This window comes from Streptomyces sp. NPDC058796 (assembly GCF_042745235.1).
GTDB lineage: Bacteria > Actinomycetota > Actinomycetes > Streptomycetales > Streptomycetaceae > Streptomyces.
The window spans coordinates 592273-605401 of record NZ_JBHYOP010000003.1 but is presented as its reverse complement, the minus strand read 5'-3'; the positions used below and the strand labels follow the sequence as shown (position 1 = coordinate 605401).

The following is a 13129-nucleotide window of genomic DNA, read 5'->3' as shown; positions in this document are numbered from 1 at the left end:
GTGCCTGGCCCGGGAGTGAGACCCGGGCCACGACCACCGCTCAGGGGGTGTGCCGGACGGCGTTGGCGAGGATCGCGTCGCGCATGTAGGCGGCGAGCCCCGGCTTGGCGGCGTCGATGTTTCGCGTGAAACGTTCGTCCGAGACGTACATCTCGCCCAGGCAGGTGTGCATCTCGTACCCGCAGTCGTAGTGGTTGCGGGCGATCCCCCGCCGGTGGTCCTCGGCGGCGTCCATGGCGGCCTCGGAGTCGGCGGGCTCACCGGCCTCCATCAGGGCGACGAAGCGCCGGGTGAGCTCGTCGGCCTCGTTCTGGATGCGCTGCCAGTCCTCCTTGGTGTACGAGGCGGTCTTCTGCTGCGACTGGCGGTAGGCGTCGGTGTCGCCCCAGCGTTCCTGGACCTCCTCCTGGTACTGGTCGGGGTCGAAGTCGCCGAAGACCTCGAACTTCTCCTCGGGCGTGAGGTTGATGCCCATGCTGCGTGCCTCCATGGCGTGCTCCACGGCCGCCGCCATCTTCTCCAGCTTCTCGATCCGGGCGGTCAGCAGCTCGTGCTGGCGGCGCAGGTGCGCACGCGGGTCCGCGTCCGGGTCGTCGAGCAGGACGGCGACCTCGTCGAGGGGGAAGCCCAGCTCCCGGTAGAACAGGATCTGCTGCAGCCGGTCGAGGTCGGCGTCGTTGTAGCGCCGGTGGCCCGCGTGGCTGCGCTCGCTGGGTACGAGCAGGCCGATGTCGTCGTAGTGGTGCAGGGTGCGCACCGTCACTCCGGCGAAGCCGGCCACCTGTCCCACGGAGTAGCTCACTTCCGCTCCCTTCTCTGGCGCCCTCCACGCTGCCGCCTCACGCGACGTGAGGTGCAAGCCCGGGTGCGCGGCCCGGATCCCGGACCTACCGTCGGTCGCATGCCACTGCATCACGGGCCCCTCCCGCCGCAGGACGCAGAGCGCGCCCGGCGCCGGCTCGCCGTCAACCCCTTCCACGGCCAGGCGAACCCCCTCGGCGGCATGACCGAGGCCCCGCCCACGCACCGCCTCCCCGACTCCCCGCTGCCGCCGCAGACCGCGTACCGGCTGGTCCACGACGAGCTGATGCTGGACGGCAACGCGCGCCTGAACCTGGCCACCTTCGTCACCACCTGGATGGAGCCGCAGGCCGGGGTGCTGATGGCCGAGTGCCGCGACAAGAACATGATCGACAAGGACGAGTACCCGCGCACCGCCGAGCTGGAGCGGCGCTGCGTGGCGATGCTCGCCGACCTGTGGCACGCGCCGGACCCGACGGCGGCCGTGGGCTGCTCGACGACCGGATCGAGCGAGGCCTGCATGCTGGCCGGGATGGCGCTGAAGCGGCGCTGGGCGCTGCGCAACGCCGACCGGTACCCGGCCAAGGACGCCCGGCCCAATCTGGTGATGGGCGTGAACGTCCAGGTCTGCTGGGAGAAGTTCTGCACCTTCTGGGAGGTGGAGGCCCGGCAGGTCCCCATGGAGGGCGACCGTTTCCACCTCGACCCGCAGGCCGCCGCCGAGCTGTGCGACGAGAACACGATCGGGGTCGTCGGCATCCTCGGCTCCACCTTCGACGGGTCCTACGAGCCGGTCGCCGACCTGTGCGCCGCCCTGGACACCCTCCAGGAGCACACCGGCCTCGACGTCCCGGTGCACGTGGACGGCGCCTCCGGCGGCATGGTCGCCCCCTTCCTGGACGAGGACCTGGTGTGGGACTTCCGGCTGCCGAGGGTCGCGTCGATCAACACCTCGGGGCACAAGTACGGGCTCGTCTACCCGGGCGTGGGCTGGGCGCTGTGGCGGAACGCGGACGCGCTGCCCGAGGAACTCGTCTTCCGGGTCAACTACCTGGGTGGCGACATGCCTACCTTCGCGTTGAACTTCTCCCGGCCCGGCGCGCAGGTGGTCGCGCAGTACTACACCTTCCTGCGCCTGGGACGGGAGGGCTACCGGGCGGTGCAGCAGGCGTCGCGGGACATCGCGCGGGGGCTCGCCGACCGGGTGGCGGCGCTCGGCGACTTCCGGCTGCTGACGCGCGGCGACCAGCTGCCGGTCTTCGCCTTCACCACGGCCGGTGGCGTGACGGCGTACGACGTGTTCGACGTCTCCCGGCGGTTGCGGGAGGGCGGCTGGCTGGTGCCCGCGTACACCTTCCCGCCGCACCGCGAGGACCTGTCCGTGCTGCGCGTGGTGTGCCGCAACGGCTTCTCCGCCGACATGGCCGACCTGCTGGTGGAGGACCTGGAGCGGTTGCTTCCGGAGCTGCGCCGGCAGCCGCACCCGCTGACCCGGGACAGGGGTGCGGCCACCGGTTTCCATCACTGAGACAGCGGTCACCGGCTCAGGCGGGAGAAACGGCGCACCGCCAGTGGGAAGAACACCGCCAGGATGGCCAGCGGCCACACCACCGCCGCCCACACGTGGCCGCCTTCACCGCCGGGGCCGCCGAACAGGTCGCGCACAGCGCCGGCGGTGTGGGACATCGGGTTCCACTGGACGACCGTGCCCAGCCAGCCGGGCATGGCGTCCGGGCTGGCGAAGGCGTTGGAGAGGAAGCCGACCGGCCAGACCAGTATCTGCACCGCCGTCACCAGCTCCGGCTTCCCGGCGACCAGCGCCAGGTGGATGCCGGTCCACAGCATCGCGAACCGGAAGAGCAGGAGCAGGCCCACCGCGCCCACGAAGGCGCCGGCGCCCCCGTGCGCCCGCCAGCCGAGCGCGTACGCGACGGCGAGCAGGACCGCGAGGCCGACCACCGACTGGAGCATGTCGGCGGCCGAGCGGCCCACCAGTACCGCGCCGTTGGTCATGGGCAGGGAGCGGAAACGGTCCACGACGCCCTTCTCCAGGTCGCGGGTGACGGCGACCATGGTGCCCTCCAGGCCGAAGGCCATGGTGAGGGCGAGCATCCCGGGAACGAGGTAGTCGACGTAGTCGCCGCTCACGCCCCGGCCGCCCCCGACCAGGTAGCCGAACATCAGCAGCATCATCACCGGGAAGACCAGGTTGACGGCCACCGCGACCGGCTGCCGCGCCCAGCGGGCCAGCTCACGGCGGGTCATGGTCCAGGAGTCGGTCAGGGCGTAGGTGGTCACACGGCCTCCTTGGTGCGGTCGGTGAGGTGCAGGAAGACCTCGTCCAGGGTCGGGCGGCGCAGGGCCACGTCCTCGGCCTCCAGGCCGGCTTCCTCCAGCGCCCGTACGACGCCGGAGAGCGCCGCCATCCGGTCGGTGACGGGTGCGCTGATCAGTCGGCGGTCGGGGTCGACGCGGGCGTCGGTGAGCGGCAGCAGGGCGAGGGCGGCGCCGAGCTGTCCGGCATCGCGCAGCACGACGTCGACGCGGTCGCCGCCGGTGGCGGCCTTGAGCTCGTCGGCCGTGCCGTCGGCGACGACCCGGCCGGCGTCGACGACCGAGATGCGGTCGGCGAGCTGGTCGGCCTCCTCCAGGTACTGGGTGGTGAGCAGGACCGTCGTACCGCCCCCGACCAGGGAGCGGACCGAGTCCCACACCTCCGCCCGGCCGCGCGGGTCGAGGCCGGTGGTCGGTTCGTCCAGGTAGAGCACCTCCGGTTCGGTGATGAGGGACGCGGCCAGGTCCAGGCGGCGCCGCATGCCGCCGCTGTAGGCGCTGACCGGTTTGCGTCCGGTGTCGGTGAGGTCGAAGCGGGCCAGGAGTTCGTCGGCACGCGCGCGTGCCCGCCGGGCACCGAGGTGGTGCAGGCGGCCGAACAGCTCCAGGTTCTGCCGGCCGCCGAGCTCCTCGTCGAGCGCGGCGTGCTGGCCGAGCAGGCCGATGCGCAGCCGTACTGCGTACGCCTGGGTGACGACGTCGTGGCCGGCCACCTCGACGCGGCCGGCGTCCGGGCGGAGCAGGGTGGACAGGATGCGGACCAGGGTGGTCTTGCCCGCGCCGTTCGGGCCCAGCACTCCGTGCACCGTGCCCCGCGTGACCGCGAGGTCGAGACCGTCCAGCGCGTTCTTGTCGCCGTACTTCTTGCGTGCCCCTTCGACGGTGATCGCCGCGTCGGTCACTGACTCTCCTCGGAGGTCGATTAGTCAAACTTGACTACATGCTCGCGGAGAGCGTATGCCCGTCCGGGCCGTTAGTCAAACTTGATTAGTCGACGGACTCGTCAGCCGCGGTCTCCGGGATGCGGCTCCCCCGCCCCGTACGGGTTCTCCTCGCCTTCGCCCAGGACGCCGACGAACGGCTCGCCCTCTCCGGCGAAGGTGTAGGCACCGCCCCGGATGCGCTCGATCAGCGCGCGGGTCCACTCGGCGCCGGTGTCGGCGGAATGCACCCAGAAGTTCATGATCTCGCCGATGTGGCCCAGCTGCCCGGGCCCCTCCTCGGGCGTGTAGTACTCGGTGACGGACCTGCGCCACTTCTGGATGGCGCGGATCCGCTCCTCCAGGAGGCCGAGGACCTCCTCGCGTCCGAGGTCGACCATGAGGCCGAGCCCGGCGGAGAGCACGTCCGGCTTCTGGTCGTAGGCGGTGAGGGACTCCCTCAGCAGGGTGAAGTACTCCTCCGTGCCCCGCTCGGTGATCTCGTACTCGGTGCGCGGCGGGCCGCCGGCGGTCGACGGGGCGATCTCGTGCGCGTGCAGCAGGCCCTGCTTGGCCATCTGCTTCAGCGCGTGGTAGATCGAGCCGGGCTTGGCGTTGGACCACTCGTGCGCGCCCCAGTACTCCAGGTCGTTGCGCACCTGGTAGCCGTGGGCCCGCCCGTGCTGGCGGACCGCGCCGAGCACCAGGAGACGGATCACTGACATGGGTCCAGCCTAGGCCGACCCGGGTTCCGGACTAGAACGGGAACCCGCTGCGCCCGTGCTGTACCGAGATCCACTTCTGGGTGGTGAAGGCGTCCAGCATGGTGTCGCCGTTCAGGCGGCCGATGCCGGAGTGCTTCTCGCCGCCGAACGGCACGATCGGCTCGTCGTGCACGGTGCCGTCGTTCACGTGGAACATGCCGGTGTCGATCCGCTTGGCGAAGTTGACGCCGCGCTCGACGTTCCCCGTGTGCACGGCGCCGCTCAGGCCGTACGGGGTGTCGTTGACCAGGCGTACGGCCTCCTCCTCGCCGTCGAAGGGGACGAGGAAGGCGACCGGCCCGAAGACCTCCTGCTTCAGCAGGGCGGAGTCGGCGGGCAGGCCGGTCAGGACCGACGGCTCGACCAGGTTGTCCGTGACCGTGCCGCGCACCAGGGCGGTGGCGCCCTCGGCCAGCGCCTGCTCGACGACCCCCGAGAGGGCGTCCGCCTGCGAGGAGTTGATCACCGGCCCGATGACCGTCGACGGGTCGCGGGGGTCCCCCGCCTTGAGGCCGGCGACCTTGGCGACGAACTTCTCGGTGAACTCGTCGGCGACCGCGCGGTCGACCAGGACGCGGTTGGCGGCCATGCAGACCTGGCCCTGGTGGACGAACCGGCTGAAGACGGCGGCGTCGACCGCGTAGTCGACGTCCGCGTCGTCGAGGACCACCAGCGCGCTGTTGCCGCCCAGTTCGAGGACCGAGCGCTTGAAGTGCGCGGCGCAGACGGTGGCCACGTGGCGGCCGACCTTGTCCGAGCCGGTGAAGGAGATGACCTTGGGGACGGGGTGCTCCAGGAAGGCGTCGCCGATCTCCGCGATGTCGGTGACGACGACGTTCAGCAGGCCGCCCGGCAGACCGGCGTCCTCGAAGAGCTTGGCGACCAGGGTGCCGCCCACGATCGGCGTGTTCTGGTGCGGCTTGAGGACGACGCCGTTGCCGAGGGCGAGGGCCGGGGCGACCGACTTGAGGGAGAGCAGGAAGGGGAAGTTGAAGGGGCTGATGACGCCCACGACACCGACCGGCACCCGGTAGACGCGGTTCTCCTTGCCGTCGACCGGGGACGGGATGATCCGCCCCTCGGGCGCCAGCGACAGGTGCACCGCCTCGCGCAGGAACTCCTTGGCGAGGTGCAGCTCGAAGGCGGCCTTCAGGCGGGTGCCGCCGAGCTCGGCGGTGATCGCCTCGCCGATCTCGCCCTCGCGCTCCTCGACCAGGCGCAGCACCTTCTCGAACACCGCGCGGCGGGCGTACGGGTTGGTCGCCGCCCACTGCTTCTGCGCGCGCTCGGCGGCCCGGTAGGCGGCGTCGACCTCGTCGACGGTGGCTATGGTGACCGAGGCCAGCTTCTCGTTGTCGTACGGGTTGAAGTCGATGATGTCCCAGGAGCCGGTGCCCGGGCGCCACTCACCGTCGATGTACTGCTGGGCGAGGTCGGTGAAGTACGACGACATGTGATCCCTCAATCCCCATAGCTGCCGCCGGCCGCCACGCCCGCAGGGAGGGAAGACGGCCTGATTGAGCGTCATCGTACTTATGTTTCAGGAGAGTTGGAGAAGGCCTCGCAGAAGGTCCCGGCTCTCGTCCGGCCCCGGGCTGTCCTGCTGGAGTTCCTTCAGCGCGGTCTCGTACTGGGTGACGTCCTCGCGCTTGTCGAGGTACAGGGCGCTGGTCAGCTGCTCCAGGTACACGACGTCCGAGAGGTCGGACTCGGGGAAGCTGAGGATCGTGAACGCGCCACTCTCGCCGGAGTGGCCGCCGAAGCCGAACGGCATGACCTGGAGCCGGATGTTGGGTCGCTCCGACATCTCGATGAGGTGCTGGAGCTGGCCGCGCATCACCGCGCGGTCGCCGTACGGGCGGCGCAGCGCGGCCTCGTCCAGGACGATGTGGAACTCGGGCGCGTTCTCGGCGACGAGGTGCTTCTGCCGCTCCAGGCGCAGCGTCACCCGCCGCTCGACGTCCGCGTCGCCGGCGCCCTTCATACCGCGCCGGACGACCGCGCGGGCGTACTCCTCGGTCTGCAGCAGGCCGTGCACGAACTGCACCTCGTAGACACGGATCAGCGAGGCGGCGCCCTCCAGGCCCACATAGGTGGGGAACCAGCTGGGCAGAACGTCGGAGTAGCTGTGCCACCAGCCCGCGACGTTGGCCTCCCTGGCGAGGGAGAGCAGGGAGTTGCGCTCCTGCTCGTCCGTGATGCCGTACAGCGTCAGCAGGTCCTCGACGTCCCTCGTCTTGAAGCTCACCCGGCCCAGTTCCATCCGGCTGATCTTCGATTCGGAGGCGCGGATCGAGTAGCCCGCCGCCTCCCGCGTGATCCCCCGCGTCTCACGCAGTCGCCTGAGTTGTGATCCGAGCAGCATGCGCCGCACCACCGATCCGGGCTCTCCCGCGCTCACCTTCGCCAGCCTCCCCAACCGTCTTCAGGGGCCGAAGTCTGCCACTAAAACACTCCGAGCAGTACTCGTCCGGTTACGGAAACGGAATCGAGCCAAAGGAAACGCGCAGGATCATGCACGGAACGGCCCGGAACCGGCCGCGGACGGAGGTGAAGGGCGGGCGAAGATGACGGAAAAATTGACCAACAAGCGGTACGTGCAGGTCCATTTCGGTCACGTGCACGTGCATCTGCCCTTGCATCTGAGGTACGCATCCGAAACCATGGTCCCGCACCACCGCGCCGCATCGCCACGGACCGCGAATTTCGGGAGTGCCTCGCATGGGGACGAATGGATCGACCATGCTCGAGCCGTTACGGCAGGGCCTTCCGCCACTCGACCCCTCGGCCGTCTCCAACGCCGCCTCCTGCGCCCTGCCACCGAGATTCGAAGCGGTGCGCGAGGCCCGGGGATTCACCCGCAGGACACTCGACGGCTGGGGCATGGGCGACCGTTTCGACGACGTCTGCCTCGTGGTCTCCGAACTCGTCACCAACGCTCTGCGCCACGCGCTGCCCGCCGACACCCCGCGCGACGCCGAGCGGGGCGGCCCCGTCCGGCTGCACCTGATGCGCTGGCCCGAGCGGCTGGTCTGCGCGGTGCGCGATCCCAGCCACGACAGCCCGGTGGCCCGCGAGACGGACGACTTCTCGGCCGAGTCGGGCCGGGGCCTGTTCCTCGTCGACTCCTTCAGCGACAGCTGGGGCTGGCACCCGCTCGCCGGGACCCTCGACGGCAAGGTGGTCTGGGCGCTGTTCCGGCTCCCGCAGTCCGACGCGTGATCCGCCGCGGCACCCGTCGGCGCCGCGGCGCCTCTCCGCGCCGCGGCCGTCCGCGCGTCAGCTCGTGACCAGGTGGTCGAACTCGCCGTCCTTGACGCCCAGCAGCATGGCCTCGATCTCGGCGCGCGTGTAGACGAGCGCGGGCCCGTCGGGGAAGCGGGAGTTGCGCACCGCCACGGCGCCGTCGGGCAGCCGCGCGAACTCCACGCAGGACCCCTGCGAGTTGCTGTGCCGGCTCTTCTGCCAGGCCACGTCGTGCAACTGCGTGGCGGCCATGCCGTTGTACACGCCGGACGCGTCGTCAGCGGCGTACACGTCGTACACGTCGTGGTCCACAGGTCGCTCCCCGGTGGTGCACTGGCTGGTGTGGCCATTGATGCAGTGGTCAACTGATCCGGATCATAACCCTGTTCACGTGCGGATGCATGAGCAAATGCACGTGCACGCGGGGTGTTCCCGCAGTTACAGCTTTGACGACCGCTTTACCGAGTTCTGAACTCTTTGACGCCCGCTCCGACGAACTCGTTCCCCCGTATGCCCCCGAATTCGGAGAACATGCAACAACTTGCAACAACACCGGGGGCCCGCTCGGTCGAGCGGGCCCCCGGGTCCCGGCGCCGGTGGACGGCCGACGGCGCAGGTCAGCGCACGGAGTACGGCAGCAGCGCCATCTCCCGCGCGTTCTTGATCGCCCTGGCCAGCTGCCGCTGCTGCTGGGACGTCACACGGGTGACGCGGCGACTGCGGATCTTGCCGCGGTCGGAGATGAACTTCCGCAGCAGATCGGTGTCCTTGTAGTCGATGTACGTCACTCCCGCCTGGTCCAGCGGATTGGGCCGCTGCTTGACGGGCTTGCGGTCGCTCTTGCGGGGCATGGGGTCTCAGACCTCCAGGAGGGTGTCGAAGGCGGACGGCAGGCGCTCCCAGGCGGCCTGCCCGGCGGCGTACTCGGCGTCGGTCAGCAGGCAGGACTCCAGGAGCCGTTCGAGGCCGTCGCGGTCGAGGCCGGGGGACGTGAAGACCAGGTGCTGGCAGCGGTCGCCGTGCTCGGGGTGCCAGTCCAGCGCGGCGGCGGCGCGGCGCACGGGCGGGACCATCTCCCACGCCGCGTCGGGCAGCGAGGCGAGCCAGGGCCCCGCGCTCTCCACGCACAGCGCCCCGCCCGCGGCGTCCCAGTGCAGCAGCGTGTCCGCCTTGTCGGCCAGCCAGAACCGGCCCCGGCTGCGGGCCGCGGCGCAGGTCAGGTCCTCCAGCGCCGCGTAGAGCCGCTCCGGGTGGAAGGGCCGGCGGCTGTGCCACACCAGGGTGGAGACGCCGTGCGCGTCGGCCTCGGCGGGCAGCAGGGCGCAGGCCGGGTGCTGGGCGGCGGCCGCGGCCTCGACGTCGAATCCGGCCCGCGCGGCACGGGCCAGTGGGGAGGAGGGGCCGTTCCGGTCTCCGTGGCCGCCCGCCGGGCCGGCCTGCCCGATCGGGACCCGGCGGGCCGTCGGGTGGAGCTGGGCCAGCAGCTCGCGGTCCTCGTCGTCGGCCTCCGGGGAGTCGGCGAGGGCGAGGACGGGGGCGTACTCCAGCTGGCGCGCGAAGGTGTCGGCGACGGTGCGCTGGTCGGTGGCCGCGGCGGCGAGGCCGCCCTCGGCGAGGTCGTCGCCGTTGCCGAGGTACGGCAGCACCAGCGCGGGATCGACGGCGGTGATCACGCCGGTGACGGTGAAGCCGCCGGCCGTCACCACCTCCGCCATCGCCTTGGGCTCCACGGAGTCCCACAGCTCGACGACCGCCAGCGGGGTGCCTCCGGCGTCCGCGAGCCGTTCCAGCTCGGGGACGAGGTCCTCGCGCAGGGCGCAGCAGGCGCAGTCGTTGACGAGCGGCGCCTCGCCGGCGGAGCGGATGCCGGTGGCGTCCCGCACCGTCCGTACGACCGTGCCCGCGGTGGCCGTGGCGAGGTCGTGGTGGAGTACGACGCTGCCGGGCATGTCGGCGAGCAGCCGGGCCACGGCCGCCCTGCGGGCGTCGGCGTGCAGTCCGCCGACGATCACCACGGGCAGGGCCGGGCGCTCCGGCCCGCTCATGCCCCACCCCGCTTCCCGTACCGGCGCTCGAAGCGCTCGACGCGGCCGGCGGTGTCCAGGACGCGGGCGGTGCCGGTGTAGAAGGGGTGGCTGACGTTCGAGATCTCGACGTCGACGACCGGGTAGGTGTTGCCGTCCTCCCACTCGATGGTGCGCTCGCTCGTCATGGTCGAGCGGGTGAGGAAGGCGTAGTCCGCGGCGCGGTCGCGGAAGACGACCGGACGGTACTCGGGGTGGATTCCCTTGCGCACGGCGGATCAGCGCTCCTCTCGGAAGTCGACGTGGCGGCCGGCGACCGGGTCGTACTTGCGCAGGACCAGCCGGTCCGGGTCGTTGCGGCGGTTCTTGCGGGTGACGTAGGTGAAACCGGTCCCGGCGGTGGACCGGAGTTTGATGACCGGGCGGAGTTCGTTGCGTGCCATGACTGCTATCTTACTGAAAATGAATTCCATTAACAGCTAGGGGTCGTCCGACCCGAAGGAGAGGTACGTCACCGTGTCCGCCCACTGCATGCTCACCGGGGCCAGGCCCGGCTTCGGCAACCGCATCTCGCACTCCCACCGGCGGACCTCCCGCCGCTTCGACCCCAACGTCCAGACCAAGCGCTACTGGCTGCCGAGTGAGAACCGGCACGTCCGGCTGAAGCTGAGCGCGAAGGGGATCAAGACCGTCGACGCGATCGGCGTCGAGGCGGCGGTGGCGCGCATCCGTGCCCGGGGAGTGAGGATCTGATGGCGAAGAAGAGCAAGATCGCGAAGAACGAGCAGCGGCAGCGGATCGTCGCGCGGTACGCGGCGCGCCGGGCCGAACTGAAGGAGATCGTCCGCCGGCCGTCCTCCACGGAGGCCGAACGGCTCGCCGCCCAGCGGGAACTGCGCGGCCAGCCCCGCGACGCGAGCCCCACCCGGGTGCGCAACCGCGACCAGGTCGACGGGCGCCCGCGCGGTTATCTGCGCACCTTCGGACTGTCCAGGGTGAACCTGCGTGAGCAGGCGCACGCCGGGCATCTTCCCGGGGTGCGCAAGGCCTCCTGGTAGCTTGCGGCTGTCATGGGGCCGAACGGCCGTCCGGCAACAGCTTGGAGCTTCCGGTGACATGGGTGACGGTGGGCAGCACGGCGAGCACGGCCGGCACGGCGAACGCGACTGGCACGGCGAACGCGACTGGCACGGCTGGGAGTACGTCTGTGGGCGCGGCCGTGAGTACGGCTGGGAGTACGTCCGTGGCTGCGGCTGTGGGTGCGCCGGAAAGCACCGGGGGCCCGCGCGGGCGGTCGGCCCGGTCGGCCCGGCGGTCCGTGCGGGCCGCGGCCGTGGCCGTCGGGCTGATGGGCGCCCTGACGCTGACCGCGTGCACCGACAGCGGCGGCTCCGACGACGGCGGCTCGGGCGGCGGTTCCGGAAACGGCTCCGGCGGTGACACGTCCTCGGCGTCGCCCAGCGCCTCCGCGAGCGCGAGCTCGCAGACCGGTGGCGGCACGGGCGGGTCGCCCTCCGCGGCCGGAGAGTTGGAGGGCAGCTGGCTCACCACCGCCGACGGCCAGGCGGTCGCGCTGATGGTCACCGGCGACAAGGCCGCCCTCTTCGCCACCGGCGGGACCGTGTGCAGCGGTACCGCCGGCGAGGAGTCCGGCACCCGGACGATCCGCCTGAAGTGCACCGCCGGCAGCGACGACCGGGCGAGGGGCACGGTCGAGTCGGTCGACGACACCTCGCTCTTGGTGACGTGGGAGGGCGGCGTCGGCGAGGAGACGTACACCAGGTCCGAGGGCGGTTCGCTGCCGCCCGGCCTGCCGACCGAGGGCCTCGGTTCCTGAGCCGGGCCGCCACCGCGCGGTGCGCTACCGCAGCGGCCGTCGGCGCTCGACTTGCGCGTCGTCGGCCGCGCGGGTGCCCTCCGTCCAGCCCGCCGCGTCGGAGACACCGCGCAGGCGGGTTGTGGTCGTCTCCGGGAACAGGCGCTCCAGCCGGTCGGTGACCGCGACGTCGCGGGAGGCCAGGACCGGCAGGAGGTCCACGCCCGCCGCCGCACCGCCCTCGGCGGTGGCCGCCTCGGCCGCCGCCCGGAGCCGGGTGCCCGCGCGGTGCGCGTACGCGGCGAGGAACGACTGCCGGAAGGTCTTGGTCCGCTTGCGCCCGCCGGCGCGCTGCGCCGCCTCCGCCTTCGCCATCGCGGCTTCGGCCTGCACCAGCAGCGAGGTGTAGAGGAGTTCGACCGACTCCAGGTCGCCCTCGAAGCCGACGACGGTGGAGAAGCCGAGGGACTCGTTCCACACCGCGCGACAGTGGTTGGCGTCGGCCACCGCGTCCAGCAGCACCGCCTTGGCCTGTTCGTACGGCGGCTCCACCCCGATCCGGCAGGCACCCGGCGCGTCGGGCGAGGGGGCGCCGACCGCCAGCAGCGCCTCGTCGACGCTGTGCCGGGCCATCAGCTCCTGCGCCTTGGCGCTCAGCGCCTCCGCCTCCTCCGGGAACCCGGTCGCCTCCGCCTTGGCGAGCAGCGCGCGGATACGCGCGAGGGCGCGGGACTCCGGGCGCGCCTCGCCGCGAGGCGCGCCCGGCGCCTTCGGCGCTTCCAGCGGTTCGAGCACGGGCAGCCGCAGCAGCAGGCGGTACAGCTCCAGTACGGCGGTGGCGTGCGAGAAGCGGTCGGTGCGGGGCGGTGCCTGCTCCGGCACGGCGTCGAGCTGGGCGGTCCAGCGGGGCCCGCGCGGGCGGTCGTGCGGCGCCTGGGCGCGGATCAGTGCCGCCACCAGCCGCACGTGCGTGTCGTCCAGCTCGCGCCGGACGATCCGTACGAGGTCGGCGGGCTGCCAGCCGCGCCGCCAGGCGGTCGCCACGAACTCCTCGCCCCGCCGGGCCAGTTCCGCGTCCGCCGCCGGGTCGGCGGCCAGCAGCGAGGCGGCGCTGTCGAGGGCGCTGTCGCCGGTGTCGTACAGGGCGGTCTCGAAGGCACGGTCGACGGTGCGGGGCGTACTCACCCGGCGATGGTGCCACGCCCACCGAAACCCCACCGGAAG

Annotated in this window: 17 protein-coding genes; 5 read left to right on the top strand and 12 right to left on the bottom strand. The window is 71.7% G+C overall.

The genetic code is table 11. The features are described 5' to 3' along the window. Positions 1 to 40: 40 nt before the first annotated feature. The gene (locus ACFW47_RS11495) at positions 41 to 802 is read right to left on the bottom strand and encodes a MerR family transcriptional regulator (protein ID WP_386279505.1); all 762 of its coding nucleotides are present in this window, start codon (positions 800 to 802) and stop codon (positions 41 to 43) included. A gap of 99 nt (positions 803 to 901) precedes the next feature. Between ACFW47_RS11495 and ACFW47_RS11490 the strand changes: the two genes are divergently transcribed. Then, positions 902 to 2329, top strand: a complete 1428-nt coding sequence (locus ACFW47_RS11490; protein ID WP_386305615.1) for a glutamate decarboxylase — start codon at positions 902 to 904, stop codon at positions 2327 to 2329. Positions 2330 to 2337: 8 nt separating this feature from the next. On the opposite strand, the gene ACFW47_RS11485 is transcribed toward ACFW47_RS11490, so the two are convergent. From ACFW47_RS11485 to ACFW47_RS11465, 5 genes are all read right to left on the bottom strand, one after another. After that, entirely contained in the window at positions 2338 to 3099 is a 762-nt protein-coding gene (locus ACFW47_RS11485) for an ABC transporter permease (RefSeq protein WP_386279509.1), read from the bottom strand. Continuing rightward, positions 3096 to 4037 carry an ATP-binding cassette domain-containing protein gene (locus ACFW47_RS11480; protein WP_386305613.1) on the bottom strand — a complete coding sequence of 314 codons (942 nt, stop codon included), beginning with the start codon at positions 4035 to 4037 and terminating at the stop codon, positions 3096 to 3098. Before ACFW47_RS11480 ends, ACFW47_RS11485 begins: the two co-directional genes overlap by 4 nt. Positions 4038 to 4138: 101 nt before the next feature. Continuing rightward, the gene (locus ACFW47_RS11475; protein WP_386279513.1) at positions 4139 to 4780 is read right to left on the bottom strand and encodes a PadR family transcriptional regulator; all 642 of its coding nucleotides are present in this window, start codon (positions 4778 to 4780) and stop codon (positions 4139 to 4141) included. Between the two features lie 31 nt (positions 4781 to 4811). Beyond that, the gene (locus tag ACFW47_RS11470) at positions 4812 to 6272 is read right to left on the bottom strand and encodes an aldehyde dehydrogenase family protein (RefSeq protein ID WP_386279515.1); all 1461 of its coding nucleotides are present in this window, start codon (positions 6270 to 6272) and stop codon (positions 4812 to 4814) included. Positions 6273 to 6359: 87 nt separating this feature from the next. Further along, complete coding sequence (locus ACFW47_RS11465; protein ID WP_386280290.1) at positions 6360 to 7184, bottom strand: helix-turn-helix domain-containing protein; 825 nt, start codon at positions 7182 to 7184, stop codon at positions 6360 to 6362. 377 nt (positions 7185 to 7561) lie between these two features. Between ACFW47_RS11465 and ACFW47_RS11460 the strand changes: the two genes are divergently transcribed. After that, positions 7562 to 8041 (top strand): ATP-binding protein, encoded by a 480-nt coding sequence (locus tag ACFW47_RS11460; RefSeq protein WP_386305611.1) that lies wholly within the window; start codon positions 7562 to 7564, stop codon positions 8039 to 8041. Between the two features lie 57 nt (positions 8042 to 8098). Here the strand turns inward: ACFW47_RS11460 and ACFW47_RS11455 are convergent, their stop codons facing one another. The 5 genes from ACFW47_RS11455 to rpmG form a co-directional block, all read right to left on the bottom strand. Beyond that, the gene (locus tag ACFW47_RS11455; protein WP_217247727.1) at positions 8099 to 8377 is read right to left on the bottom strand and encodes a DUF397 domain-containing protein; all 279 of its coding nucleotides are present in this window, start codon (positions 8375 to 8377) and stop codon (positions 8099 to 8101) included. Positions 8378 to 8682: 305 nt separating this feature from the next. Further along, on the bottom strand, positions 8683 to 8916 hold the full coding sequence (gene rpsR / locus ACFW47_RS11450; protein ID WP_386279520.1) for a 30S ribosomal protein S18: 234 nt from the start codon (positions 8914 to 8916) through the stop codon (positions 8683 to 8685). Positions 8917 to 8922: 6 nt separating this feature from the next. Next, a complete protein-coding gene (locus ACFW47_RS11445; RefSeq protein ID WP_386279522.1) occupies positions 8923 to 10110 on the bottom strand; it encodes a CobW family GTP-binding protein in 1188 nt (395 codons plus the stop codon). Continuing rightward, on the bottom strand, positions 10107 to 10361 hold the full coding sequence (locus tag ACFW47_RS11440; RefSeq protein ID WP_100046021.1) for a type B 50S ribosomal protein L31: 255 nt from the start codon (positions 10359 to 10361) through the stop codon (positions 10107 to 10109). The genes ACFW47_RS11445 and ACFW47_RS11440 overlap by 4 nt, the downstream gene beginning before the upstream one ends. A gap of 6 nt (positions 10362 to 10367) precedes the next feature. After that, complete coding sequence (gene rpmG / locus ACFW47_RS11435) at positions 10368 to 10532, bottom strand: 50S ribosomal protein L33 (protein ID WP_019329852.1); 165 nt, start codon at positions 10530 to 10532, stop codon at positions 10368 to 10370. Positions 10533 to 10605: 73 nt separating this feature from the next. On the opposite strand from rpmG, the gene rpmB reads away from it, so the two are divergent. From rpmB to ACFW47_RS11420, 3 genes are all read left to right on the top strand, one after another. Then, positions 10606 to 10842, top strand: coding sequence for a 50S ribosomal protein L28 (rpmB, locus tag ACFW47_RS11430; protein ID WP_386279525.1), 237 nt, complete (start codon positions 10606 to 10608; stop codon positions 10840 to 10842). After that, on the top strand, positions 10842 to 11147 hold the full coding sequence (gene rpsN / locus ACFW47_RS11425) for a 30S ribosomal protein S14 (protein WP_386279527.1): 306 nt from the start codon (positions 10842 to 10844) through the stop codon (positions 11145 to 11147). Before rpmB ends, rpsN begins: the two co-directional genes overlap by 1 nt. A gap of 290 nt (positions 11148 to 11437) precedes the next feature. Next, entirely contained in the window at positions 11438 to 11926 is a 489-nt protein-coding gene (locus ACFW47_RS11420) for a hypothetical protein (RefSeq protein WP_386305671.1), read from the top strand. Positions 11927 to 11950: 24 nt separating this feature from the next. Here ACFW47_RS11420 and ACFW47_RS11415 read toward each other — a convergent pair whose 3' ends face one another. Then, complete coding sequence (locus ACFW47_RS11415) at positions 11951 to 13090, bottom strand: DUF2786 domain-containing protein (protein ID WP_386279530.1); 1140 nt, start codon at positions 13088 to 13090, stop codon at positions 11951 to 11953. Between the last annotated feature and the right edge of the window lie 39 nt (positions 13091 to 13129).